Genomic DNA, 26,329 nt, shown 5'->3' on the forward strand with positions numbered 1-26,329 from the left:
ATGGCTTTTGAAAATTTAAGTGAAAGACTTCAAAAAGCATTAAAAAATTTAACAGGTAAAGGAAAAATTTCTGAAGCTGATATTAACGATGCAAGTCGTGAAATTCGGTTAGCTTTACTAGAAGCTGATGTTAACTTTAAGGTTGTAAAAGACTTTATTAAGAAGATTAAGAAAGAAGCCTTAGGTAAAGAAGTTCAAGAGAGCTTAAATCCAGGACAACAAATTATCAAAATCGTTGATGACGAGTTAACTAAGATGATGGGAGAAGAGGCTGTTTCTCTTAATAAGTCTCAACATATTCCCACCATTATTATGATGGTCGGTTTGCAAGGTACTGGTAAAACTACTACCGTTGGTAAACTTGCAAATTATCTAATGAAAAATGAAAAAGCACGACCTTTATTAATTGCAGGCGATATTTATCGTCCAGCTGCGATTGATCAGTTAAAGCAAATTGGTCAGCAGTTAAATGTACCAGTTTATAGTGAAGACAATCAAGATGTAGCAGAGATTGTAAAGCATGGTCTTGAAGAAGCAGATAAGAATAAAAATGATTATGTCTTAATCGATACAGCTGGTCGTCTTGAAATTGATGAACAGTTAATGGATGAATTAAAACGTGTAACAGCTGTTGCTCATCCAGACAATACTTTGCTTGTTGTTGATGCAATGACCGGTCAAGCAGCTACTCAAGTTGCTGAAGGATTTAATAATGATTTAGATCTAACGGGTATCATCTTAACTAAGCTTGATGGTGATACTCGTGGTGGTGCAGCTCTTTCAATTCGTGCTGTTACTGGTCTTCCAATTATCTTTACTGGACAAGGTGAAAAATTAACTGATCTTTCAACTTTCCATCCTGATCGAATGGCGTCACGTATCTTAGGTATGGGAGATATGTTGACCTTAATTGAAAAGGCTCAACAAGACTATGACGCTAAAGAAGCCGAAAAAATGGCTGAGAAGATGCGTGAAAATACATTTGATTTTAATGACTTCATTGATCAAATGGATCAAGTACAAAAGATGGGACCGTTGGATCAAATTATAAAAATGATTCCTGGTTTAGGAAATAACCCTGCTTTAAAGAATATCCAAATTCCAGAAAAACAAATTTCTCATATTAAAGCTATCGTTTACTCAATGACACCTGAAGAGCGTGAAAATCCTGATATTCTTAATCCATCAAGAAGACGCAGAATCGCTGCTGGTTCTGGTAGATCAATTGCCGAAGTCAATCGCATGATTAAACAATTTAAGCAATCAAAAGAAATGATGCAAAAGATGACTAAGGGAGATATGGGCGAATTCGCCAATCTGCCAGGTATGAATTCACCAATGGGTAAGATGGCGATGAGATCAATGAATAAGCGCTTCAAGAAAAATAAAAAGAAGCGCATGAAGAAGATTAAACGATATCGCTCAAAATAATTTTTAACTGTTAAGGAAAAGCACTTTACACACATTTAGCTTTATGCTATATTATTTAAGTCAAGAAATTTAGGAGGAATTAATTAATGTCTGTTAAGATTCGTATGCGCCGTATGGGCTCAAAGAGAAAACCTTTTTATCGTATCGTAGTTGCTGACTCACGTATGCCACGTGATGGTCGTTTTATCGAAGAAGTTGGTTACTACAACCCACTTACTAACCCTGATGAAGTTAAGCTTGAAGAAGATAAGATTTTTGAATGGCTTGAAAAGGGTGCTCAACCATCAGATACTGTGAGAAGCTTGCTTTCAAAAGCTGGTTTGATGACTAGATACCACGACGCAAAGTACGGTAAGTAATTTACTATTGCAATTAGAAGTTTGGGAAAGCTTTTCCCAAACTTTTTTTATTAGAAAGAATAAGTATAATGACTGAGTATTTTGAAGTTGGAAAGATATTATCTCCTCATGGTTTGACGGGGGAAGTTAAGGTAAATGCAACTACTGATTTTCCTGAGGAAAGATTAGCTAATGGAAGCAGATTATTCATTAAGAATAGTGATCAGTACCAAGAATTAATTGTAGAAGCTACACGTCGTCATAAACAATTCTACTTGGTTAAATTTGAAGGAATAGATGATATTGATCAAGCTGAAAAAGTTCGTGGTAAAGAATTATATGTAGCAGAAACAGATCAGCAAGAATTACCTGAGGGCAGCTACTATTTCAAAGATATTTTGAATTGCCCAGTCTATGATGCTAAAACTGGTGAAAAGCTTGGAGTTTTGGCAAATATTGAAACTCCTGGTGCTAACGATATTTGGGAGATAAAACCAGAGCATGGCAAAAGTTTCTGGATCCCAAATATTGAATCAGTCGTTAACAACGTTGATCTAGCTAATAAGAGAATAGAAGTAACTTTACTTGAAGGATTACGAGATGAGAATTAATGTTTTAACCCTATTTCCAGATATGTTTACCCCTTTACAAGTATCAATGTTAGGAAGAGGATTAGAAGATAAAAAATGGGAGCTAAATTTAGTTAATTTCCGTGATTTTACTACAGATGTCCACCATCATGTTGATGACACTCCATATGGAGGAGGAGCTGGCATGGTGTTACAAATTATGCCGATAAAAAAAGCTTTAGATTCTTTAACTAATAAAGGAAAGGTAATTATTACAGCCCCTCAAGGAAAGACTTTTAATGAAAAGATGGCGCAAAATTGGGCTAAAGAAGAAAATTTGACCTTTATTTGTGGCCACTATGAGGGATTCGATCAAAGAGTCTATGATTTAGCGGATGAAACAGTTTCAATCGGTGATTATGTCCTTACGGGTGGAGAATTGCCGACGATGAGTATGATTGATGCAACTGTACGTTTATTGCCTGGAATTTTAGGAAATGCTGCTTCTCCAGTTGAGGAAAGTTTTTCTCATGGACTTTTAGAATATCCTCAATATACTCGTCCAGCTGATTTTGAAGGAGAAAAGGTACCTGAAGTATTAACATCTGGAAATCATCAAAAAATTGCCGAATGGCGCCACAAAGAAGCGTTGCGAGCAACTTATCTTCATCGCCCAGATATGTTAGCTGAACGAGAACTAACAAATGAAGAAAAGAAGATGCTTGAAGAAATTAAACTTGAAAAAGAGAATTAGTATTTACAAGCTTTTTTCTATTTGGTAAACTAGTCGTTGTGGCATAAGCCACTTATTTATGGGTATTCCGCTGGCACTAAGTGTTGATGAATGCCGTAGAAGGAGAGAAAATAATGGATCCATTAATTCAAGAATTAACTAAAGAACAATTACGTGATGACATGCCTGACTTCCGTGCAGGTGATACTGTTCGTGTTCACGTACGTGTTGTTGAAGGTACTCACGAACGTATCCAGATGTTCGAAGGTGTTGTAATCAAGCGTAAGGGTGCTGGTATTAGCGCAACTTACACTGTACGTAAGATGTCATCTGGTATTGGTGTTGAACGTACTTTCCCAGTAAACGACCCACGTGTTGCTAAGGTTGAAGTTCTTCGTCACGGTCGTGTACGTCGTGCTAAGCTTTACTACTTACGTGACCGTCATGGTAAGGCAGCTAGAATTGCTGAAAAGCGTCGCGGTTAATTCAGTTAATCAAGACAATATTAGAAGCTATCTCGAGAGAGATAGCTTTTTTTATACAAAAAATAAGAGTTTCAAAAAAGAAACTCTTAATTATTAATAAAATGTAATATGATTTAATGGCCAGTATCTCATTTTTACCACGCCAACAATTTTACTTCGTGGAATTGTTCCAATGTAACGACTATCCTTTGAAACACTTCTATGATCTCCCATTACAAAGTAGGTATTAGCGGGAACTTTGTTAGTTTTCTGCATTTCTTTTAGTTGCTTAGCAGTGTAGAATTGGCGGTAATTTTGTGTTTTAGCTAAAGAACTTAAAGTAAAGTTTTGAGTATTGGTATATTTAGTACCAGAAACACCATCTTCACCATTATCAATTAACTTTTGACCAGCCTTCAACCAAGGCTGATTAATTTTTTTACCATTGATATAGATCTGATTATTTTTACTTACAACGGTATCACCTGGTAGCCCAATAACTCTTTTAATATAAAGAGCTCCAGGCTCATCAGGAGCATCAACAATTACAATATCGCCTTGTTTAATCTTTGCATGGCGAAGTGCAATAACACGATCATTATTTTCAAAAGTTGGCTGCATTGAAATTCCAGATACTGTTAAATTAGCAAAAACAAATTTATTTAGTACAAAGAATATACCAAAAAATATCGCTACTAAAATTAGTACTTGGAGAATCCACTGTCCCCAGCTTTCAGTTTGTTCTTGTTTTTTCAATTTCTTCACCTTATTTAATCTATTTCACCATAAAGTGTAACCTTAAATTTGCATTTTGTCGATTAAACTAAAAATAAGAGAGAAAAATAGAAAAGTAACAAATCTCAAAAAGGTTTAAAATGATAATTTAGCTTATAATGAAGTAAACTGTAAATTAAGAGGAGGGCGCATAATGAAGACAGTGCATGAGTATTCAGCGGGCAGTATCATTTATAGAATTAATAAAAATGAAATAGAGTTTTTATTAGTTCAAAGTATGCTTAATCGTACATGGGGTTTTCCTAAAGGACATCTTGAAGCTGGAGAAAATAATGTACAAGCGGCAAAAAGAGAAGTTTACGAAGAAGTGGGATTAAGACCAAACTATGATTTTAATTTTAAAGAAAGTCTCACTTATAAAATTACTCGTGATCGTTTGAAGACAGTAACTTTGTTTTTAAGTGAATTCATTCCAACTCAAAAAATTAAATTACAAAGAAGTGAAATTGGCTCTTCTAAATGGGTGAATTTAGAAGAGGCCAGTAAATGCTTGCATTATGAAGAATTGAATGAGCTCTTAAAAAAGGCACAGGACTACATTAAAAATGAGATATCCAGATAAGTTATTAGTTGAAGTTAAGGAAAGATCAAGAGGGATGAAATTAGAAGGGATCAATTTTGGAGCTGGTCCAGTTCATCCTAAACTAATGATTATTGGCGAAGCACCAGGAAGAGAAGAAATAGAGTCGCTGATTCCTTTTCATGGTGCTTCAGGAAAAGAATTGATGAAGTCATTAGCTTCAATTGGCTTAAAGCGAGAAGATGTTTACATTACAAGCGCAGTAAGAAGTCGACCTTATAGTGTTAAGAGGGTATTTAGTAAAAAAGAAAATAAAGAAGTAATAAAATACCCTAACCGAAAGCCAACTAAAAAAGAAATTCTAGCGCATGCTCCTTTATTAGATTTCGAGCTTCAATATGCTCAACCTAAAATTATCGTAACTGTGGGCACGACTGCTTTGAGCCGCTTACTTGATCATAAATATGAGATTAGTAAAGTGCATGGTAAGATTATTAAAAATACCTCGATTTTGAAATTAAATAGTAAAAAAGATGGCTACGTTTGGTCTAAAGAAAAATATACGGTAATACCACAATATCACCCAGCCGCGGTTTTTTATAACCGAAAACTGACAGATACAATTGCTCAAGATTGGTTAAATATAAAACCTTTAATTAAATTAGTGAAAAAATAAAAACTGGTAGGAATTAATTTCCTAACCAGTTTTTTTAATCAATGTTATTACGGTATAGACCGACAACTTTGCCTAAAATTTGAACCACAGGTAAAATAATTGGATCCATAGTATCATTCTCAGGTTGTAAACGATAATATCCATCTTCTTTAAAGAATCTCTTAACTGTTGCTTCATTGTCTTCAGTCATTGCAACAACGATCTCGCCATTATTTGCACTAGATTGTTTGCGCACAATCACGTGATCACCGTTTAAAATTCCAGCATTAATCATTGATTCACCATGAACGCGTAACATGAAAAGTTCGCCAGCATCATTTTCAAGATCAGGTGGAAGAGGAAAGTATTCATCGATATCCTGAACCGCTAAGATTGGTTGACCAGCAGTCACTACACCAACAATTGGAATATCTTTAGGCTTAATTCCTAAAGCTTCTCGTCCCTTTTCAGTTACTTCAATTGCTCTTGGCTTAGTGGCATCTTTTAAAATATACCCTTTCTTTTCAAGTCGAGCTAAGTGACCATGAACGGTTGAAGTTGATGAAAGGTCAACTGCACTACAGATTTCTCTAACTGTAGGTGGAAAAGCTCGTTCTTCAACGGTATCGTAAATAAAACGTAAAATTTCTAATTGTTTATTTGCATGTGGTTCAGTCATAATTTTTTCTCCATCTAGTTACTTACTAGTATTTTAACAAAAAAACTTTATCTCAGCAAACAGGCGTTCTTAGTAGTTGAGTCTTTTTTTATTGCTATAATTAGGGTAAACTAACATTGTTTAGTGAGGTGTTTACTTATGGATAAAAAAGAAGAAGAAAAGCTAATTAAAAGAATTAATGAGCTAACTAAAATTAGTAGAGAACGCGAATTAACTCCCGATGAAGTTGAAGAACGCAAGAAATTAAGATCTGCTTTTCTAGAAAACTTCCGTGCAGGCTTTAGGCAGCAATTAGAAGACACTGTAGTTATTGATGAAAATGGTAAAGAAGTAACTTCAGAAAAAGCAAAAGAGGCACAACGTCGTAAAGGATTAAGAAAAGATTAATCTTTTACTTTAAAAATAGCTGTTTTTTTGGTATGCTGAAAAAGTACATTAATTTTCGGAGGTTTTTGGGAAATGAATTTAGGTTTAGCAATTTTTCTTATTATTATCGCATTATTAATCGGTCTTGTCGGCGGATTTTACGGTGCTCGTGCATACATGAAGAAGTATTTCCAAGACAATCCTCCTATTAGTGAAGATATGATTGCAGCTATGATGGCGCAAATGGGACAAAAACCATCCGCTAAGAAGCTTAATCAAGTTATGAATATGATGAAGCATCAACAACAAAAGTAGTAGCTTACTTTACTAATATTTGGTAATAGACAGAGGACCGGATTCCTCTGTCTATTTGTATATTGTGAGGTGAAAAAATGAACATTTTCAGCAAATTGGGCTGGTTTTTCAAGCAAGAAAAAAAGAGATATATTATTGGAATTAGTTTTCTGGCTTTAACTTCGATTGCAAATTTAGTACCTCCTAGAATTTTAGGATTGATGGCTGATCAATTAGATAAGGGATCAATTAGTTGGAGTGAATATGCAGCTTTAATTTTAGCGGTTGTTGCTGCTGCGATTGTTTTGTATTTATTACGCTACTTTTGGCGTAAGCAGATTTGGGGTGGTGCGGCTGAATTAGAAAGACAAATGCGGTCACGTTTGTTTAAGCACTTTATGGTTATGGATCGCACTTTTTATCAAAGACACCGGACTGGTGACTTAATGGCGCATGCAACAAACGACATCAATTCTATTCAAAATGTTGCGGGAGACGGCGTTTTAACTTTAGTAGACTCATTAGTCACTGGTGGAACAACGATGATAGCAATGATTATCTTTACAGACTTTCGCTTAACTGTTATTGCACTTTTGCCACTTCCGTTTTTGGCTTTAGGGGCCTGGAAATTAGGAGATAAACTTCATTATAGCTTTGATAAGTCACAAGCGGCATTTTCTCGTTTAAATAATAAAACTCAAGAATCTGTTTCTGGAATTAAAGTATTAAAAGCTTTTGGCGAAAGCACGCAAGATTCTACTGCCTTTAATAAAATGGTAGATGAAACTATTCAAATCAATAAGAAGGTTTTTAAGTGGGATTCAATGTTTGATCCACTAGGAACTTTAATTATTGGAGCTACTTATGTAATCACAATTATTTATGGTGGTTTACTAGTAACAAATCATACTTTGTCAGTAGGGCAATTAGTTTCATTTATTGCTTATATTTCTAATATGGTCTGGCCAATGTTTGCGATTGGTTATTTATTTAATATTTTAGAAAGAGGATCAGCTTCTTATGATCGTGTTGAGCGTCTTTTATATGAAAGACCACAAATTACAGATGAAAATGCTGATCAAAGTTTAACAGTTAAAGATATTCAAGGTGATCTGAAATATGATATTAGATCTTTTGCCTACCCTGATGAAAAGGAAATTCCGGTTTTACAAAATATTGAGTTCACGTTAAAGCCAGGACAAACATTAGGTTTAGTTGGAAAAGTTGGAGCTGGAAAAACTACAATTATTGAGCTTTTACTTAGAGAATTTGATCACTATCAAGGCAAAATAACTTTAGGCGGACATGATATTCGAAATATTCCGTTAAAACTACTTTTAAATGAAATTTCCTATGTACCGCAGAATAACTTTTTGTTCTCTACTTCAATTGAGAAGAATATTGCATTTTCTGATCAAGATGCAACTAAGAATAAAATAGAATCTGCAGCTCAAAAGAGTGATTTACATGATGATATTATGCAGATGCCAGCGGGCTATCAAACTTTAGTTGGAGAAAATGGTGTTTCATTGTCTGGTGGACAAAAGCAACGATTATCAATTGCTAGAGCATTATTAAAAGAAAGTCCGATTTTAATTTTAGACGATGCTCTTTCAGCAGTTGATGCAAAGACAGAAACTGCTATTTTGAATTCGCTTCGATCTGAAAGAAAAGGCAAAAAGACGCTGATTGCCGCACACCGTTTAACCTCGGTAATGGATGCTGATTTAATTCTAGTTCTGAAAAATGGAAAGATTGTTGAAAGAGGAAAACATGCTGACTTATTGGCGCAAGATGGTTGGTATGCTGAAATGTGGCGTAAACAAGAACTACGAGCAAAGGTGGGTGAAATAGATGGACAATAATGAAGAAACTAAATCAGTTTGGTCAAAGGCAATCCCGCTTAAAGAACAAATCCATATTTTTAAACGTGTTTTGAAATATGTTAAGCCTTTTAAAGTAGAGATGGGGATCGCAGTTTTTGGAGCTTTCTTAGTAAGTGTAATCAACATGCTTTTGCCGAGAGGGCTGCAATTTTTCTTAGATAATTATTTGATTAAACAAAAAGCAACCGTTCAAATTATTATCTGGGCTGGTTTGTTGTATGGGCTGGGAACGATTATTAAGGCAGTTCTTCAGTTTATTTACCAGTATTTGTATGCACTTGGAGCTGAAAAAACGCTTGAGAGTGTCAGAAAGGATTTGTATCGTAAGCTTCATAGTTTGGGGATGCGATATTTTGATCAGACTCCAGCTGGTTCAATTGTTTCAAGAGTTACTAATGATACGATGACTTTGAGCGATTTCTTGGGAGTGCTTTGTCAGGTAGTTATTGGAGTTTTCTCATTAGTAACTGCTTTTGTAGCAATGTATGTGACCAATAAATTTGCTGCTTTAATTGTGCTATTATTTTTGCCAATTTTAGGTTTTGTCTTTTGGATTTATACGCAGAAAAGTTCAAAATTGTATCGTGGTTTTCGTGAACGTCTAAGTAGGATTAATACAAATTTAAATGAGTCAATAGAAGGTGTTTCCTTAATTCAGCAATTTAAGCAAGAAAAGAGAATGACTAATCATTTTGAAAATGAAAATGGCACATTGATGAAGACTCGCTTTAATATGATTAGGGTCAACTCATTGCTTTTATCTCCGATGACTAGTTTGCTTTATTCTTTAGCATTAGCCTTAGTGTTGATGTATTTTGGCTTTCCGCTTCAAAAGACATTTGTTCCAGCAGGGATTGTTTATGCATTTTCTCAATATGTACAGCAGTTCTTTAATCCAATTTCTACTATGATGGATCGAATGACTTTCTTTCAAGATGGAATTGTAGCTGGAAAACGTATCTTTCGAATTATGGATGAAACAGAATATGAGCCTAAGCAAGAAGATGATAAAAATGCAGTAATCTCTAAAGGAAAAATTGAATTTAAAAATGTTAGTTTTTCTTATGATGGCAAACATGAGATTCTTCATAATGTATCTTTTGTAGTCAACCCTGGTGAGACTCTAGGAATTGTTGGTCATACTGGATCAGGAAAAAGCTCAATTATCAATGTGATGATGAGATTTTATGAATTTGGTAGTGGAGAAGTCCTAATTGATGATATTGATATTAGAAAGTTTTCGAAAAAAGAGTTACGTAAGAAATTAGGCTTGGTTTTACAGGAACCATTCATGTTTTATGGTGACATTTCTTCAAATATTCGTTTATATAATAATCAAATTACTGATCAACAAATTAAAAAAGCTGCTCAAGCAGTACAGGCTGATTCTTTTATCGAAAAGATGCCTGGTAAGTATCATGCTAAAGTGATCGAAGGCGGATCAGAACTTAGCCAAGGCCAAAGACAGTTAATTTCTTTTGCTAGAACCTTAGTAACAGATCCTAAAATTTTAGTTTTGGATGAGGCAACAGCGAATGTTGATACTGAAACAGAAAACTTGATTCAAGATGGGTTGAAGAAGCTTCGTCAAGGTAGAACAACACTAGCAATTGCTCACCGTCTTTCTACAATTGCTGATGCTGATCAAATTATTGTTTTAGATAAAGGACGAATTGTTGAACAAGGAACACATACAGAATTATTAGAAAAGAAAGGTTACTACTACAATCTTTATAAGTTGCAACAAAATAGCGATAAATAAAATGCTCGGTCAGTCGACCGAGCATTTTTACTGCTTAAACTATTTTTAAGTTATTATCTATCGTTTAACATGTACTGACGAGTCATTGGCAAGCTTTTACCTGATGGACCTTTGGTTAATAGATATTGAATAACGTCAATGTTTCCTGATTCAAAAGATGCTGCACAGGCTTGGAGGTACATATCCCACATTCTTGCAAATCGTTCCCCCAGCATGCCTTCAACTTCTGAGCGATGGTCATTAAAGTTCTTATCCCAGATTTCAAGAGTTCTTTGATAGTGACGACGAAGCATTTCCATATCGGCGATTTGCAAGTTAGCTTCTTCAATTCTTGAAACAATTTCTACTAAACCAGGAATGTAGCCACCGGGAAAGATATATTTATTAATCCAAGCATTAGTAGCGCCGCCTTGTTGACGAGTAATTCCATGAATTAAAGCAATACCGTGTGGCTTTAAATATTTAGCAACATCCTTGAAATATTCACCTAGATTTTCAGAACCAACGTGTTCAAACATTCCTACGGAAGTTACATAGTCAAAGTCACGATTACCTAATTCGCGATAATCTTCAAGTAAAACTTCTGCTTGATCTTCGAGCCCCATATCTTTAATTTTTTTGTTAACTAAATCAAATTGTTCTTGACTCAAGGTAACACCAGTAACTTTTAATCCATATTCTTTAGCTGCGGTTAACATTAGTGTCCCCCAACCACAGCCAATATCTAACAAGGTTTTACCTGGCTTTGGATCTAGCTTTTGAAGAATATGATGCACTTTTGCAATTTGAGCTGCTTCAAGATCATCTGTATTTCCGTTAGTGAAGTAGGCACATGAATAAGTCATAGTTGGATCAAGCCATAATTTGTAGAAGTCATTTCCGATATCATAGTGACTCTGAATATCTTCTTGACTTTGTTTTTCAGTATGCTTTTGCTTAGGTAAAAATTTTCTGAATTTTGAAGCACGCATGAAAGATTGGCTACTTTCATAAGCTGCTTCGATTAACTGTTGAATACTTCCCTTGATTTCAAGGTCCTTATTCATATATGCTTCACCTAAAGCTAAAGATGCATTACTTGTAATATCTTTAAAAGGAATCTTTTTGTTAAAAATAACCTCCACTTCCGGTGTGCCATTTCCATAAACTTCTGATTTTCCATCCCAGTAGGTAACTTTTACTGGAATATTGAATGAATGACTAAGCATCATTTTGTATAAAGGTTTTTCTAACATTACTGATTCTCCTTTTCTACATTAGACTATGTTATTCTAACACTAAAAAACTAAAATACTAAAAAATTATTTTGCAATATAGTGGAAACTAGGGTTCTGTTCCTTATCTAGTTTATCCCATGCCTCTTCTAATTGATGGTACAAGGCGGGCGTAGTTTCTTTGTTGACTTTTTCTTTGCGCGGAATATAAATAGGGTCGCCAAAACAAACCTCTAATGGTTGTCTCTTAAGTAATCCTTTAAAAGTAAGAGGCCCTTGATAGACAACAGGAACTAAAGGCTTATTGGCCATTTTAGCGATTACAAAGGCGCCACTTTTAAGTTCTTCAGAATGACGAGTTCCAGATGGAAAAATAATTAAAGAGAGGTCACTCTTTCGTAATCCTTTAACTGGAATTTTAATTGCAGAAGGTCCAGGATTATCTCTATCTACTGAAAAAGCATGTGCATGCACTAAAATAAAGCGCAGTACAGGGTTTTTAAAAAGTTCTTTTTTTGCCATAAACATAAATTCCATTGGGCTAGCGGCTAAGGCAAAAAGAATTGGCTCCCACCAAGTTCTGTGCGGTGCTACTAAAATATAGTTTCCCTTTGGAATCCGATCTTTGTGATGAACATGCAGATGTCCATTAAGTACCCATACAATAAAACGTGCAATTGGGCGAATAATTTTATAAAACATATTGTTTCCTCCAATTTTATGTATAGTATTATACAATACAGCAAAGAATTTTTAGAAGGGTATAGAAAATGGATCTATTAAAACCTAATGAACGAATTGACTATATGTATAATGATGATTTACGCATTATTCAAGAAAAAGATGCTTTTTCTTTTTCTTTAGATACACTTCTTCTCGGCTACTTTGCACAGATAAAAATACATGATAACTATAAAGTTGTAGATTTATGTAGTGGAAACGCCGCAGCTAGTATTTATATGTCATATTTTAATCGAGCTCATTATGATGCTGTCGAAATCCAAGCAGATATGGCTGATCAAGCAAGACGTAGCATTGAACTAAACAAGTTGGAAAATCGAATCGAAGTACACTGCTTAAATGCTTTAGAGGCACCCAAGAAGTTGGGCAAAGATAAATATGACATGGTTGTTGTCAACCCACCTTATTTTAAAGTTCCAAAGGGACATGTTATTAACCCAGATGAAAAAAAGGCTTTAGCAAGACATGAATTAGCAATTAATCTTGAACAAATAATAAAAGTTTCAAGCGATATGTTAAAGATGAAAGGAAAAATGTTTATGGTTCATCGTCCAGAACGTTTGGGCGAGATCATGCATTATTGTTTAGAAAACCATTTAAGTGTGAAATGGGTACAGCCATTTGTTTCAAAGAGAAACGCAGATGCAAATTTAGTGGTGGTTGAGGCAATTAGAAATACAGCTAGCGATGGCTTAACTTTAAGGGATGCAATTGTAGTTCACAACCCAGATGGATCATTTACACCTGAGATAGAGCAAATTATTTCTGAAAATAAAAAGCAAGGGAAAGAATCTAAGAAAGAAAGCTACTACTTTTATTGTTTATTATGTAATGATGGAAGTTTTTATGGCGGTTTTACAAACGATTTAAAACATCGATTAAAAATGCATAATGAAGGAAAGGGAGCTAAGTATACGAAGTCACGGCGACCAGTAAAGATGATCTATCATGAAGAGTTTGATGATAAAAGGCTGGCTTTAAAAAGAGAGTATTGGTTTAAACATCACTCAAGAAAATGGAAAGAAGATTTTCTAAAAGAACATAATGTGAAATTTTAATTGCATTTAAGAACTTTATTCGTTACAATATTTGAGTATGCATTTTGCATATTTAATTTATATCACATCAAGAGCGATTAAATTCCTAGGTGCCAATTTTTGGTCAGAATTTAATACGACCTCTTGAGAGGAATTAACCAGGAGGAATTTTTTATGACAGTTGTTACTATGAAGCAATTGCTTGAAGCAGGTGTCCACTTTGGTCACCAAACTAGAAGATGGGATCCAAAGATGGCTCCTTACATTTTCACTCAAAGAAACGGAATCTACATCATTGATTTACAAAAGACTATCAAGATGTTAGATGATGCTTACAACTATGTTAAGGCAGTTGCTCAAGACGGTGGTGTATTCTTGTTTGTTGGTACTAAGAAACAAGCACAAGACGCCGTTAAAGAAGAAGCTACACGTGCAGGTCAATACTATGTTAACCAACGTTGGTTAGGTGGTACTTTGACTAACTGGACTACTATCCAAAGCCGTGTTAAGAGATTAAAGCAATTAAAAGAAATGTCAGAAGACGGCACTTTCGATGTATTACCAAAGAAGGAAGTTGCACTTTTGACTAAGGAAATGGAAAAACTTGAAAGATTCTTAGGTGGTATCGAAGATATGCCTAGAATTCCAGATGTTATGTTTGTTGTTGATCCTAAGAAAGAAAAGATCGCTGTTCACGAAGCAAACATTTTAGGTATTCCTGTAGTAGCTATGGTTGATACTAACACTGATCCAGATCCAATCGACGTTGTTATTCCAGCAAACGACGATGCAATTCGTGCAATTCGTTTGATTTCAGGTGCTATGGCTGACGCAATTATCGAAGGTAAGCAAGGTCAAGACGATAGCGAAGACGTTGAAAAGGAAATGGCTGATAAAGCTGCAGCTGAAAACGGTGACGAAGAATCTATCGAAGAAGTTGTAGAAAAATCAGAAGACTAATTTGTTTTTACTGTTAGTTCTGTAGGAGGACATATTAATGGCAAAAATTACAGCTCAATTAGTTAAAGAATTACGTGAACGTACTGGTGCTGGCGTTATGGACGCTAAGAAAGCATTAGTAGAAGTTGACGGTGACATGGACAAGGCAGTTCAATATCTTCGTGATAAGGGTATGGCTAAGGCTGCTAAGAAAGCTGATCGTGTTGCAGCTGAAGGTTTAACTGGTGTTTACGTTGATGGTAATGTTGCAGCTATTACTGAGGTTAACTCAGAAACTGACTTCGTTTCTTCAAACGATAAGTTTGTTAAATTGGTAAATGCAGCTACTAAGACTATTGCTGAAGGTAAGCCTGCCAACATGGAAGCAGCTGAAGAATTAAAGATGGCTGATGGTACTACCTTAGCTCAATCTTTTGTAGACGCAACTGCTACAATTGGTGAAAAGATTGTTTTGCGTCGTTTTGCTTTGGAAGAAAAGACTGATGACCAAGAATTTGGTGCTTACCAACATAATGGCGGTCAAATTGGAGTTATCACTGTTTTAGAAGGTGCTGACGCTGCTACTGCTAAACACTTAGCAATGCATATTGCTGCTATGAGTCCTAAGGTCATTTCACCTGAAGAATTAGATGACGAATTCATTACTGATCAATTAGCTGTGATGAACCACAAGATTGATCAAGATAATGAAAGTCGTGCTTTGGTAAACAAGAAACCATTGCCACACCTTGTTTATGGTTCAGAAAAGCAATTAAGTGATGAGATTCTAGCTAAGGCTAAGGAAGATATTAAGGCTGAACTTAAAGAAGAAGGTAAGCCTGAAAAGATTTGGGATAAGATTATTCCTGGTAAGATGCAACGCTTTATTGACGATAATACTCAAGTTGATAAGCAATTCGCAGTCTTATCACAAAACTACATTATGGACGACAGCAAGACTGTTGGTGAATTCTTGAAGGAAAAGGGAGCTAAGTTAGTTGCTTTCCAACGTTATGAAGTTGGCGAAGGTATTGAAAAGAAGCAAGAAGACTTTGCTGCTGAAGTACGTGAACAAATGAAGTAATTATTTACTTAAAAGGGAGTAACGCTAAAGCGCTGCTCCCTTTTTTTCTGTATAATATATTACAGTGATTTTATGGTAAAATGATAAAAGCATATGAGGAGGTAAATTTATGAGTCAAATTAAGTACAAACGTATCATTTTAAAAGTTTCAGGAGAAGCTCTTGCTGGTGAAAAAGGTACTGGTATTAATCCAGAAGTTATTAAGCACTTAGCTGAGGAAATAAAGTCTGTACATGATATGGGCGTTGAAATCGGAATTGTTTGTGGCGGTGGAAACATGTGGCGTGGTGAAACCGGTGCAAACTTAGGGATGGAAAGAGCTCAAGCTGACTATATGGGTATGCTAGCTACAATTATGAACGGCTTAGCTTTGCAAGATGGTTTAGAAAATTTAGGTGTTCCAACTCGTGTTCAAACATCAATTGAAATGCGCCAAATTGCAGAGCCTTATATTCGTCGTAAAGCTATGCGCCACTTGGAAAAAGGACGTGTAGTTATTTTCGGTGGTGGTAATGGTAATCCTTACTTCTCAACTGATACTACTGCTGCCTTGAGAGCAGCCGAAATTGATGCTGACGTTATTTTAATGGCTAAAAATGGTGTTGACGGAGTTTACTCAGCTGATCCTAAGGTTGATCCAAATGCTAAAAAGTATTCTGAATTAACTCAACTTGATTTGATTTCAAAGAATTTAAAGGTAATGGATAGTACAGCTAGTTCGCTATCTATGGATAATAATATTCCTTTAGTTGTCTTTAATGTTAATAAGCCTGGTAACATTAAGAAAGTTGTTATGGGCGAAAATATTGGTACTGTAATTAAGGGTGATAAATAATGGCTAATGAAGTAATTGAAAAAGCAAAAGATAATATGAAAAAGTCTATCGCTGTCTTTCAAAAAGAATTGGGCGGTATTCGTGCCGGCGTTGCAAACGCAAGCCTACTAGAAGGAATTAAGGTTGATTACTATGGTGTTCCAACACCTCTTACACAAATGTCTAGTGTAAGTATTCCAGAAGCACGTGTATTAATGGTAACTCCTTATGACAAGTCAAGTTTGGATGATATTGAACATGCTATTTTGGCTTCTGATCTTGGTATTACACCAGCTAACGATGGAACTGTAATTAGAATTGTTATTCCACAATTGACTGGTGAACGTCGTCAAGAAATTGCTAAGCAAGTAGGTAAACTTGCTGAAAAAGGAAAGATTGCAGTACGTAATGTTCGTCGTGATGCAATGGATACTTTAAAGCGTCAAGAAAAAAATGGCGACATTACTGAAGACGAACAACGTAGTTTAGAAAAACAGGTTCAAAAGGTAACTGATGATGCTACTAAAGAAATTGACAAATTAGCAGATCAAAAGAGTCAAGAAATTACTCAAGGTTAATCTAGGACTTGATAAACTATGTCAGAATCGAAAAAATCACTTAATCATTTAGCCATAATTATGGACGGAAATGGCAGATGGGCAAAAAAAAGACATTTACCTCGTTTTGTTGGTCATCGACATGGAATGGACAATATACGAAATATTGCGCTTGCGGCAAATGAGATGGGGATCAAAGTTTTAACGCTCTATGCCTTTTCAACTGAAAACTGGGCAAGACCTACGGATGAAGTAAATTATTTGATGCGTTTGCCAATTGACTTTTTTGATAAGTTTATGCCTGAATTAATGGAAAATAATGTGCGGGTAAATATCATGGGATTTTTAGATGAATTACCTGAGAAGACTTATTTGGTAACACAAAAGGCAATGTCAGATACGGCTAATAATACCGGAATGATCTTAAATTTTGCCTTTAATTATGGATCTCGCCGAGAGATAACTGCTGGTGTTCAAAAAATTGCTCATCAGGTAAAAGCAGGAGAAATAAATCCTAATGATATTGATGAAAAGATGGTTTCTGATCATTTATTAACTCATTCTTTAACTCCATATGATGATCCCGATTTATTGATTAGAACCTCAGGAGAAGAACGCCTATCAAATTTCTTGTTGTGGCAGATGGCCTATACTGAATTTAGTTTTTCAAGTAAATTATGGCCAGATTTTGATAAAAATGATTTAGAAAAATTAGTTAAAGATTACTACGGACGTAATCGTCGATTTGGAAAATTGTAAAATTATTAGAACTGTAGATTTTTAAATGAAACAACGTGTAATAACAGCTATTGTAGCTTTAATTTTATTTATTCCGATTGTTTTAATGGGAGGCATCTGGATTGATGTCCTTGCTTGTGCCTTTGCAGCAGTTGGAATTAGCGAAATTTTTATCATGAAGAAACAGATTATTGTTTCTTGGGATTTTATCTTGGCATTATTGGCCACTTTGACTATGGCAGTGCCTGACTCATTCTTTAAGTTTTTACCAGCTTTTTTGAATAAGTATGATGTTTTTTATATTTTTGTAATGTTAATGCTGGTAAGAACAGTTTTATCTAAGAATAGAGTAACTTTTGATGACGCTGGCGTTTATACTATTGCAGCATTATATATTGGTACTGGATTCCACTTTATGGCAGCTATTAGAAATGCTCATCTTGGATTAGCAATCTTAGGTTATGTTTTTGCTGTAGTTTGGTCCACAGATATTGCGGCTTATATGGTCGGTCGTAAGATCGGAAAACATAAGTTATGGCCAGTAATTAGTCCAAATAAAACTTGGGAAGGCTCTATTGGCGCAGTTATCTGTGCAGTAATTGTTGCAGCAGTTTATGTTGCGTTAGTTCCTACTGGTAGAAATAATGTTTTAATGATTATTTTAGCCTTTTTCTTGTCAATTATTGGACAAATGGGAGATTTAGTTGAGTCTGCTTACAAGCGCTTTTATGGTGTAAAAGATTCAGGAAAAATCCTACCTGGTCATGGCGGAATCTTAGATCGTTTTGATAGCATGCTTTTCGTTTTACCTGTTGTTGCATTTATGGGTATTTTATAGGAGAACTGCTAAATGAAAGGTATTTTAATCTTTCTAGTTGTTTTTGGGATACTTGTTTTTGTTCATGAATTTGGACATTTTATTGTTGCAAAAAAATGCGGTATTCTGGTTCGTGAATTTTCAATTGGTATGGGACCAAAACTATTTCAAAAAATGCGCGCCAAGACCACTTATACGATAAGATGGCTTCCATTAGGAGGTTATGTGCGTTTAGCTGGTCCTGATGATGCTGCTAAGATTGATCCAGGTACTACTGTAGTTTTGCAGTTAGATAAGCAAAATAAGGTAAAGCGAATCGATGCTTCTGGATCTCAAATGCCAATTGAAGGTATTCCTGTGCAGGTTAATTCAGCGGATTTGGTAGATGATCTAATTATTCAAGGCTATGAAAATGGAAATGAAGATCAGCTTAAAACATATGCCGTTGATCATGATGCAACGATTATCGAACAAAATGGAACTGAATTATTAATTGCGCCACGTGATACACAATTTCAAGAAGCAAGTGTTGGAAAAAAACTAGCAACTAATTTTGCTGGCCCTTTTATGAATATTTTATTGGGTTTTATTGTATTTATTATTTGGTCTTTAGCAGCTCCTGGTGCTCCGACTACAACAGTAGGAAGTACAATTGCTAATCAACCAGCTCAGGTTGCTGGTATTAAAGCTAATGATCAAATTATTGCAATTAATGACAAGAAGATTAGTAATTTCAATCAAATTGCTTCTGAACTTGCAAAAAGCAAGGGAAAGACTGTTGAAGTGACAGTAAAGAGAGAAAACAAAGTTAAAGATTTCTCAGTAAAACCCAAAGCTAGAAAAATAGACGGTCAAAGAATTTATCAATTAGGATTTTATGGCAAACCTGACAATAGCCTTGGAGCTAAGCTAAAACGGGGCTGGGATACAAGTATTAGTACTACTGGTTTAATATTTAATGCAGTCGGAAATTTATTTAGACATTTTAGTTTGAATAAGCTTTCTGGCCCAGTTGGTATTTACTCGCAAACAGTTCAAGTTTCAAATATGGGCTTTACGTATTTGCTAGCTTTTTTAGCAATGATTTCTATCAATTTAGGAATTGTAAACTTAATCCCAATTCCAGGATTAGATGGTGGTAAGTTGTTACTTAACCTAATTCAGCTAATTATTGGAAAGCCAATTCCTGAAGATAAGGAAGCTATTGTAGATGTAATTGGTTTTGTCATTCTATTACTATTAATCGTTGCTGTAACTGGAAACGATATTTATCGATATTTTATTAAGTAAATTTTTGGAGGAATAAATGCGTCAATCAAAATTTTTTATGCCAACATTAAAAGAGGCACCTTCTGATGCTGTAGCAAAAAGTCATCAATTAATGCTTAGAGGTGGTTATATTCGTCAGGTAACCGCTGGAGTATATGCATACTTACCATTAGGTTATCGCGTATTACGTAAGGCAGAAAATATTATTGAAGAAGAAATGAACAATATTAATGTGCCTGAAATGATTATGCCTCATCTATTGCCTGCTACTCTTTGGCAAGAATCTGGTCGTTATAAAAAATATGGCGCAGAAATGTTTAAACTTCAAGATCGTCATGGTCGTGAAAGTTTGCTTGGACCTACACATGAAGAAACTTTTACTGAAATTGTTGCCAAGAATTTGAAGAGCTATAAGCAAATGCCACTTGCTTTGTATCAAATTCAGACAAAATTCCGTGATGAAAATCGTCCTCGCTTTGGTCTTCTTCGCGGCAGGGAATTCGTTATGCTTGATGGATATAGTTTTGCTGCAACTCGTGAACAACTAGATGAACAGTTTGATGATCAAAAGGGTGCATATTTAAAGATCTTTAATCGTGCTGGTGTGACTGTTCACCCAGTTATTGCTGACTCTGGTACAATGGGCGGAAAGAACTCAACTGAGTTTCAAGCTCCAGCTGCAATTGGTGAAGATACAATTGCTACAAATGAAAAGGGAACTTATGCTGCAAACCTTGAAATGGCTAAAAGTATTGATACCTTTAAGCAGGAACCAGAAGACGCAAAGGAATTAACTAAAGTAGCTACTCCAGGTATGGACACAATTGATAAATTGGCTGAGTTTCTTAAAGTACCAGCTACTAGAATTGTTAAAAGTATTTTATATATTGCCGATGATCAAAAAGTCTTAGTTTTGATTCGTGGTGATAAAGAAATTAACGAAGTTAAATTAGGTCATGTCTTAGATGCTGACGAAGTAAGAACTGCCAATGCTGATGAACTAGTAGAAATTACTGGTTCAGAAAAAGGCGGTGTAGGACCAATTGGTGCCGACTGGGCTGACAAGATTGTTGCTGATGAAACGGTTAAAGACCTTTATAATGTAGTTGTTGGTGCAAATGAAACTGATTATCAATATCAAAACGCTAATCTAAATCGTGACTTTAAAGTCGATGAATTTGCTGATATTCGTACAGCAAATGAAGGCGAACCAGATCCAGTTGATCATTTACCTTTGAAATTTACTACTAGTATTGAAGTAGGTCATATTTTTAAATTAGGTACTTACTATACAAAGACGATGGGTGCTGATTTCTTAGATAACAATGGTAAGGCAAAGCCTGTAATCATGGGCTCTTACGGAATTGGTGTTACAAGAATGCTTTCCGCAGCAGTTGAACAGCATTTAACTAAGAACGGAATTGCTTGGCCAAAAGAAATTGCTCCGTTTGCGATTCATTTAATTCAAATGAAGATGAAAGATGAAACTCAAACAGAATTGGCTGAAAAACTTGAAAAAGAACTTTCAACTAAGTATGATGTTTTATACGATGATAGAAATGAACGTCCAGGTGTTAAGTTTAATGATGCAGATTTAGTCGGTGCACCATTAAGAATTACAATTGGTCGAAAAGCAAAAGATGGAATTGTAGAAGTTAAGCGTCCAACTGATGAAAAGGCTACGGAAATTAGCATTTCTGATTTGGATGCGATGATTACAAAAGAGTTAGGATAATTTTTGTGGCAAATAAAAACGAACTTTTCAAAAAACTATTAGATCAAATCAAGTTTCCTGATAAGTTTGAAGATAACGATATTGTCCAAAATGGTGAAATTGAAAACGTGGATGTATACGCTAATGAAAGAAAGTGGCAAATCCACGTTTTTTTTGATACACCACTAGATTTTGAAACTTATCGTTCTCTTAATGAACTTATCCATCAAACATTTGAACCGTTTGTAAATGTTGAATTATTAGTCCGGACCAAGGATGGAAATAGTAAAAATTTACCTGAATACTGGACATATGCAATTCAAAATTCAACTAATTTGAAACCTGCGGTTCGAGAATTTTTACAAGGACAAGCCCCACATTTAGAAAAAGAAAAATGGTTGATTCCAACCCAAAATAATGTTGTAAACGGGCTTCTTTCTGAACAAGTTTTAGCAGAACTTAATAGCGAATTTAGAAGATATGGCTTTTTTAATATTAAGTTTACTACCAAGGTTGATGAAACTAATATTGATGAGAATCTAAAAAGTTTAGAACAAGTGCAAGCTCAACATGAATCTGCAATGCAGGAATTCTATGAAAAGCAACCAGCTGAACCTAAGAAAAAGATGCCCATTAAAAGTACGAGAATGGGCAGTAATAAGGTTGATAAAAAGGCTAAATTTATTCAGATTCAAGATTTGGAAGATGGAAGCGGTAATGTAGCTATCGAAGGTCACATTTTTAATACCGATATTCATGAATTAAAATCCGGAAGCGTAATTTTTACTGGTGAAATAACTGACTATACTGATTCAATCAGTTTTAAGAAGTTTGTTTCTGATAAGGATCAAATTGATTATCTAAAAGGAATTAAGCCTGGTGTTTGGGCTCGTATGCAAGGTTATGCAGCTGACGATCAATATCAGCATGATGTTGTTTTCAATATTCGAAACTTGGAATTAATTGAACATAAGGGTCGAGAAGAAAAGTATGAGGGAGAAGAAAAACGAGTTGAACTGCACCTTCATACAAATATGAGTCAGTTAGATGCAACTAGTACTGCTAGCGATTATATCAAAACTGCCAAAAAGTTTGGTCAAAAAGCAATCGCAATTACTGACCACGCTGACGTTCAAGCATTCCCAGAAGCATATCATACTGGTGCGAGTGAGAAGATGAAGATCCTGTATGGATATGAAGCTAATATGATTGATGACCATGCTTTGCTCGTGCTTAATCCTACTGAAATGGATTATCGTGATCGTGAATATGTGATTTTTGACGTTGAAACAACAGGTCTTTCTTCAGTGTATGATACTATTATCGAAATTGGTGCTGTTAAGATGAAAAATGGTGAGGTGCTTGAAAGATTTGATGAATTTATTAATCCTCATCATCCTTTAAGTGATACTACTATTAATTTGACATCAATTACTGATGAAATGGTTGGAGCAGCTGATGATGAAAAGGATGTAATTAAGAAATTTAAAGATTTCTATGGAGATCGTCCTTTATGTGGACATAATGTTCAGTTTGATGTAGGTTTTGTAAACGCTGCTTTACGTCGTGCGGGCTTAGATGAAATTTCTCAACCTGTTGTTGATACTCTTGAAGTTTCAAGATTGCTGCATCCTGAACAGACTCGACATACTCTTGATTCGCTAGCCAAAAAATATAATGTTGTTTTGGAGCATCACCACCGAGCTAACCAAGATGCTGAAGCTACAGGATATTTAATGTTTAAGTTACTTGATGCTTTTAATGCTCGTTTCCATGAAGCTGATTTAGGTAAGATGAATGACTATGCAAAGTATGGTCAAGTATATAAAAGAGCTAAGCCTAGCCATATGAGTGTTCTTGCTTTAAACCAAGAGGGCTTAAAGAATATGTACAAGCTTGTTTCACTAGCAAGCACTAAATACTTCTATCGGATACCTAGAACGCCTAAGTCCGAACTAAGAAAATATCATAAGGGTTTATTGTTTGGTAGTGGTTGCTGGCAAGGTGATGTGTTCATTTCAATGATGCAAAAGGGATATGATGAGGCGCGTGAAAAGGCTCGCTTTTACGACTATCTTGAGGTACAACCACCTGCATCCTACCAGACGCTAATTGACGATGATTTAATTAAAGATGAAGCTGAATTGCATGAAATTATTCAAAATATCTACAAATTAGGTAAAGAATTGAATAAACCAGTTGTTGCAACTGGTGACTCGCATTATGTTGAGCCCCATGAAGCTATTTATCGCAAAATTTTATTAGCTGCCCAAAAATCAAATCCTAATCGTAATAAGAATTTACCTGATTTGCATTTTTATTCTACTCAAGAAATGCTGGATGCTTTTAGCTTTTTAGGAGAAGATGTTGCTAAAGAAATTGTAATTGAGAATACAAATAAGTTAGCAGATCAAATTGAAGAAATTGCTCCTATTAAGAGTGGCTTATATCCGCCACATATTGAAAATGCAGATCAAGAAATGAAAGATCTGACTTACAATAAGGCTTATGAGTTATATGGAAAACCGTTACCTAAGATTGTAGAGGACAGAATTGAACTTGAATTAAATTCGATTATTTCTAACGGGTATGCTGTTATTTATCTTATTTCTCAGCGTCTTGTTGCCAAATCAAATAAAGATGGATATTTGGTAGGTTCTCGTGGATCGGTTGGTTCTAGTTTGGTAGCGACGATGTCTGGAATTACTGAAGTTAATCCTTTAGCTCCACATTATCGTTGTCCTAAATGTAAATATTCTAAATTTTTTGAAAATGGGGAATATGGATCTGGTTACGACTTACCTGATAAAGATTGCCCTAAGTGCGGAACTCCCTTAGTAAAAGATGGACAGGATATCCCATTTGCTACTTTCTTAGGTTTCCACGGAGATAAGGTTCCTGATATCGATTTGAACTTTTCTGGAGACTATCAGCCAGTTGCTCATAATTATATTCGTGTGATGTTTGGTCCAGATAATTCGTTTAGAGCTGGTACTATTGCGACTGTTGCTGATAAGACGGCATATGGATATGTGAAGCATTATGAAGATGAAAATGAATTGCATCTAAGAAATGCTGAGCTTGACCGTTTAGCTGCTGGTGCTTCCGGCGTAAAGAGAACAACTGGCCAGCACCCAGCTGGTATTGTTGTTGTGCCAGATAATATGGATATTTATGACTTTACTCCTGTACAGTATCCCGCTGATGATTTAAGTGCGGCTTGGCTTACAACGCACTTTGACTTCCACTCTATTCACGATAATATTTTGAAATTCGATATTCTAGGGCATGATGACCCAACTATGATCAGAATGCTGCAAGATTTATCAGGAATTGACCCATTAACTATTCCACCTGATGATCCAGGAGTAATGTCCTTATTTTCAAGTCCAGAAATTTTAGGTGTTACCCCTGAGCAAATTCAGTCAAAGACTGGTACTTTAGGTGTTCCAGAATTTGGAACAAAATTTGTTCGAGGAATGCTTGAAGAAACAAAGCCAACAACTTTTTCAGAATTATTGCAGATTTCGGGTTTGTCTCACGGGACTGATGTATGGTTAGGAAATGCAGAAGATTTAATTAATAACGGCACTTGCAAGCTAAAGAACGTAATTGGTTGTCGTGATAACATCATGATGGACTTAATTCACTGGGGAGTAAAACCAGAAGTTGCTTTCTTTACCATGGAATCTGTACGTCACGGTAAGGGAATCAGTGATGAAAACATGAAAATTTTGAAGAAAAATGATAAGATTCCTGACTGGTACATTCCTTCTTGTTTGAAGATTAAGTATATGTTTCCGAAGGCTCATGCTACGGCTTATATTTTAATGGCACTTAGAATTGCCTGGTTTAAGGTATATTATCCAGTGATTTATTATGCTTCTTATTTCTCAGTTCGTGCTGATTTGTTTGATTTAGTTGCAATGAGCCATGGAAAAAATACAGTAAAGGCTGCAATGAAGGAAATCCAAGATAAAGGAATGGATGTTTCTGCTAAGGATAAGTCGTTACTTACTGTTCTTGAAATTGCAAACGAATGTTTAGAACGTGGTATAAAAATTAAGATGGTCGATGTAAATGAATCAGAAGCAATGGACTTTAAGATTATTGACGATCATACTATTCTAGCTCCGTTTAATGCAGTTCCAGGTTTAGGTGATAATGCTGCTAAGCAAATTGTTGCTGCCCGTGCAGAGCAAAAGTTTCTTTCAAAAGAAGATCTTGCAACACGCGGAAAAGTATCACAAACAATTATGGAATATTTTGAGAATAATGGAGTTCTTGAAGGGATGCCAGATCAAAATCAATTGTCACTATTTTAGCGTGTTAATTTACAAATATTAGTAAATATGCTATTCTAAGAACGAAGTTCGAATAGCAAATTCGAGTGAGCAGCAATGCTCACTCTTTTTATTACGGAGGAAGAGATTTGACAAAAGTTACCGAATTGGTGGCAGACGTAGTTACGCCTTTAGCTGAAGCAAGAGGCGATGAACTGGTCGATGTTGAATATGTAAAGGAAAAGAAGCAATATTATCTTCGCATTTATGTTGATCGTCGCCCAGGCGGAATCGATATTGAAGAGATCGCAAATTTGAGTGAATTGGTATCAGAAAAGTTAGATGAATTAGATCCTGATCCTTTTCCTGAGCCGTATATTTTAGAGCTTTCATCTCCTGGTTTAGAGCGTCCAATCAAAAATGAAAAAGATTGGGAGCGCGCCAAAGGATCATACATTCATGTTAGTCTTTATCAAAAAATTGATGGGGAAAAGACTTATGAAGGTACTTTAAAAGATCTCAATCAAGATCAGATCGTCTTAGAAGTAAAGATCAAAACACGACGCAAAGAAATAACAATCCCTCGAAAGACGATTGCCTCTAGTCGCTTTGCAGTTGAATTTTAGAAAG

The 26,329-nt window shown here is 35.3% G+C and carries 26 protein-coding genes; 22 read left to right on the forward strand and 4 right to left on the reverse strand.

The genetic code is table 11. The annotated features are described in order from the left end of the window. The 5 genes from ffh (at position 1) to rplS (ending at position 3,556) form a co-directional block, all read left to right on the forward strand. The gene (gene ffh, locus LpgJCM5343_RS03740) at positions 1–1,431 is read left to right on the forward strand and encodes a signal recognition particle protein (RefSeq protein ID WP_003647506.1); all 1,431 of its coding nucleotides are present in this window, start codon (positions 1–3) and stop codon (positions 1,429–1,431) included. 86 nt (positions 1,432–1,517) lie between these two features. Then, entirely contained in the window at positions 1,518–1,790 is a 273-nt protein-coding gene (gene rpsP / locus LpgJCM5343_RS03745) for a 30S ribosomal protein S16 (protein ID WP_003647505.1), read from the forward strand. 68 nt (positions 1,791–1,858) lie between these two features. After that, positions 1,859–2,380 (forward strand): ribosome maturation factor RimM, encoded by a 522-nt coding sequence (rimM, locus tag LpgJCM5343_RS03750; protein WP_003649052.1) that lies wholly within the window; start codon positions 1,859–1,861, stop codon positions 2,378–2,380. Continuing rightward, positions 2,370–3,092 carry a tRNA (guanosine(37)-N1)-methyltransferase TrmD gene (gene trmD / locus LpgJCM5343_RS03755; protein ID WP_101890608.1) on the forward strand — a complete coding sequence of 241 codons (723 nt, stop codon included), beginning with the start codon at positions 2,370–2,372 and terminating at the stop codon, positions 3,090–3,092. Before rimM ends, trmD begins: the two co-directional genes overlap by 11 nt. 113 nt (positions 3,093–3,205) lie before the next feature. Beyond that, on the forward strand, positions 3,206–3,556 hold the full coding sequence (gene rplS, locus LpgJCM5343_RS03760; protein ID WP_020806926.1) for a 50S ribosomal protein L19: 351 nt from the start codon (positions 3,206–3,208) through the stop codon (positions 3,554–3,556). Between the two features lie 93 nt (positions 3,557–3,649). Here rplS and lepB read toward each other — a convergent pair whose 3' ends face one another. Further along, positions 3,650–4,291, reverse strand: a complete 642-nt coding sequence (gene lepB / locus LpgJCM5343_RS03765; RefSeq protein ID WP_035429749.1) for a signal peptidase I — start codon at positions 4,289–4,291, stop codon at positions 3,650–3,652. Positions 4,292–4,463: 172 nt separating this feature from the next. Here lepB and LpgJCM5343_RS03770 point away from each other — a divergent pair, with 172 nt between their 5' ends. Both LpgJCM5343_RS03770 and LpgJCM5343_RS03775 read left to right on the forward strand, forming a co-directional pair. Then, positions 4,464–4,892, forward strand: coding sequence for a bis(5'-nucleosyl)-tetraphosphatase (locus tag LpgJCM5343_RS03770; protein ID WP_101890609.1), 429 nt, complete (start codon positions 4,464–4,466; stop codon positions 4,890–4,892). Continuing rightward, the gene (locus LpgJCM5343_RS03775) at positions 4,876–5,526 is read left to right on the forward strand and encodes a uracil-DNA glycosylase (RefSeq protein WP_039156950.1); all 651 of its coding nucleotides are present in this window, start codon (positions 4,876–4,878) and stop codon (positions 5,524–5,526) included. The genes LpgJCM5343_RS03770 and LpgJCM5343_RS03775 overlap by 17 nt, the downstream gene beginning before the upstream one ends. Before the next feature lie 34 nt (positions 5,527–5,560). Here the strand turns inward: LpgJCM5343_RS03775 and lexA are convergent, their stop codons facing one another. Beyond that, positions 5,561–6,184 carry a transcriptional repressor LexA gene (gene lexA, locus LpgJCM5343_RS03780; protein WP_003647498.1) on the reverse strand — a complete coding sequence of 208 codons (624 nt, stop codon included), beginning with the start codon at positions 6,182–6,184 and terminating at the stop codon, positions 5,561–5,563. Between the two features lie 138 nt (positions 6,185–6,322). On the opposite strand from lexA, the gene LpgJCM5343_RS03785 reads away from it, so the two are divergent. The 4 genes from LpgJCM5343_RS03785 to LpgJCM5343_RS03800 all read left to right on the forward strand — a co-directional run bounded on the left by LpgJCM5343_RS03785 (position 6,323) and on the right by LpgJCM5343_RS03800 (position 10,492). Continuing rightward, entirely contained in the window at positions 6,323–6,571 is a 249-nt protein-coding gene (locus LpgJCM5343_RS03785) for a DUF896 domain-containing protein (protein ID WP_003649045.1), read from the forward strand. Positions 6,572–6,643: 72 nt separating this feature from the next. Continuing rightward, positions 6,644–6,865, forward strand: coding sequence for a YneF family protein (locus tag LpgJCM5343_RS03790; RefSeq protein WP_003649044.1), 222 nt, complete (start codon positions 6,644–6,646; stop codon positions 6,863–6,865). 77 nt (positions 6,866–6,942) lie between these two features. Then, positions 6,943–8,709 (forward strand): ABC transporter ATP-binding protein, encoded by a 1,767-nt coding sequence (locus LpgJCM5343_RS03795; protein WP_113532379.1) that lies wholly within the window; start codon positions 6,943–6,945, stop codon positions 8,707–8,709. Next, entirely contained in the window at positions 8,699–10,492 is a 1,794-nt protein-coding gene (locus tag LpgJCM5343_RS03800; RefSeq protein ID WP_077959076.1) for an ABC transporter ATP-binding protein, read from the forward strand. Before LpgJCM5343_RS03795 ends, LpgJCM5343_RS03800 begins: the two co-directional genes overlap by 11 nt. A 53-nt stretch (positions 10,493–10,545) precedes the next feature. On the opposite strand, the gene LpgJCM5343_RS03805 is transcribed toward LpgJCM5343_RS03800, so the two are convergent. Next, complete coding sequence (locus tag LpgJCM5343_RS03805; RefSeq protein WP_003649041.1) at positions 10,546–11,727, reverse strand: SAM-dependent methyltransferase; 1,182 nt, start codon at positions 11,725–11,727, stop codon at positions 10,546–10,548. A gap of 66 nt (positions 11,728–11,793) precedes the next feature. Further along, on the reverse strand, positions 11,794–12,408 hold the full coding sequence (locus LpgJCM5343_RS03810) for a lysophospholipid acyltransferase family protein (protein ID WP_003649040.1): 615 nt from the start codon (positions 12,406–12,408) through the stop codon (positions 11,794–11,796). Between the two features lie 68 nt (positions 12,409–12,476). Here LpgJCM5343_RS03810 and LpgJCM5343_RS03815 point away from each other — a divergent pair, with 68 nt between their 5' ends. The 11 genes from LpgJCM5343_RS03815 to rimP all read left to right on the forward strand — a co-directional run bounded on the left by LpgJCM5343_RS03815 (position 12,477) and on the right by rimP (position 26,325). Further along, positions 12,477–13,505 (forward strand): GIY-YIG nuclease family protein, encoded by a 1,029-nt coding sequence (locus LpgJCM5343_RS03815; protein WP_048686761.1) that lies wholly within the window; start codon positions 12,477–12,479, stop codon positions 13,503–13,505. 153 nt (positions 13,506–13,658) lie between these two features. Further along, positions 13,659–14,444, forward strand: coding sequence for a 30S ribosomal protein S2 (gene rpsB / locus LpgJCM5343_RS03820; RefSeq protein ID WP_003649038.1), 786 nt, complete (start codon positions 13,659–13,661; stop codon positions 14,442–14,444). A 37-nt stretch (positions 14,445–14,481) separates the two neighbouring features. After that, positions 14,482–15,507 carry a translation elongation factor Ts gene (gene tsf, locus LpgJCM5343_RS03825; protein WP_003649037.1) on the forward strand — a complete coding sequence of 342 codons (1,026 nt, stop codon included), beginning with the start codon at positions 14,482–14,484 and terminating at the stop codon, positions 15,505–15,507. Positions 15,508–15,616: 109 nt separating this feature from the next. After that, positions 15,617–16,342 carry a UMP kinase gene (gene pyrH, locus LpgJCM5343_RS03830; protein WP_113576168.1) on the forward strand — a complete coding sequence of 242 codons (726 nt, stop codon included), beginning with the start codon at positions 15,617–15,619 and terminating at the stop codon, positions 16,340–16,342. Continuing rightward, positions 16,342–16,899: a ribosome recycling factor gene (gene frr / locus LpgJCM5343_RS03835; RefSeq protein ID WP_003647487.1), complete on the forward strand. Its 558-nt coding sequence runs from the start codon at positions 16,342–16,344 to the stop codon at positions 16,897–16,899. The genes pyrH and frr overlap by 1 nt, the downstream gene beginning before the upstream one ends. 18 nt (positions 16,900–16,917) lie before the next feature. Then, positions 16,918–17,637: an isoprenyl transferase gene (locus LpgJCM5343_RS03840; RefSeq protein WP_101890614.1), complete on the forward strand. Its 720-nt coding sequence runs from the start codon at positions 16,918–16,920 to the stop codon at positions 17,635–17,637. A gap of 25 nt (positions 17,638–17,662) precedes the next feature. Further along, positions 17,663–18,454, forward strand: coding sequence for a phosphatidate cytidylyltransferase (locus LpgJCM5343_RS03845; protein WP_003649034.1), 792 nt, complete (start codon positions 17,663–17,665; stop codon positions 18,452–18,454). Between the two features lie 12 nt (positions 18,455–18,466). Beyond that, the gene (gene rseP, locus LpgJCM5343_RS03850; RefSeq protein ID WP_077410337.1) at positions 18,467–19,723 is read left to right on the forward strand and encodes an RIP metalloprotease RseP; all 1,257 of its coding nucleotides are present in this window, start codon (positions 18,467–18,469) and stop codon (positions 19,721–19,723) included. Positions 19,724–19,739: 16 nt separating this feature from the next. Beyond that, positions 19,740–21,437, forward strand: coding sequence for a proline--tRNA ligase (locus LpgJCM5343_RS03855; RefSeq protein ID WP_077959073.1), 1,698 nt, complete (start codon positions 19,740–19,742; stop codon positions 21,435–21,437). Positions 21,438–21,442: 5 nt separating this feature from the next. Continuing rightward, a complete protein-coding gene (locus tag LpgJCM5343_RS03860; RefSeq protein ID WP_101890615.1) occupies positions 21,443–25,741 on the forward strand; it encodes a PolC-type DNA polymerase III in 4,299 nt (1,432 codons plus the stop codon). A gap of 107 nt (positions 25,742–25,848) precedes the next feature. Then, on the forward strand, positions 25,849–26,325 hold the full coding sequence (gene rimP / locus LpgJCM5343_RS03865; RefSeq protein WP_020806913.1) for a ribosome maturation factor RimP: 477 nt from the start codon (positions 25,849–25,851) through the stop codon (positions 26,323–26,325). Positions 26,326–26,329: the final 4 nt, after the last annotated feature.

Source organism: Lactobacillus paragasseri, assembly GCF_003584685.1.
GTDB lineage: Bacteria > Bacillota > Bacilli > Lactobacillales > Lactobacillaceae > Lactobacillus > Lactobacillus paragasseri.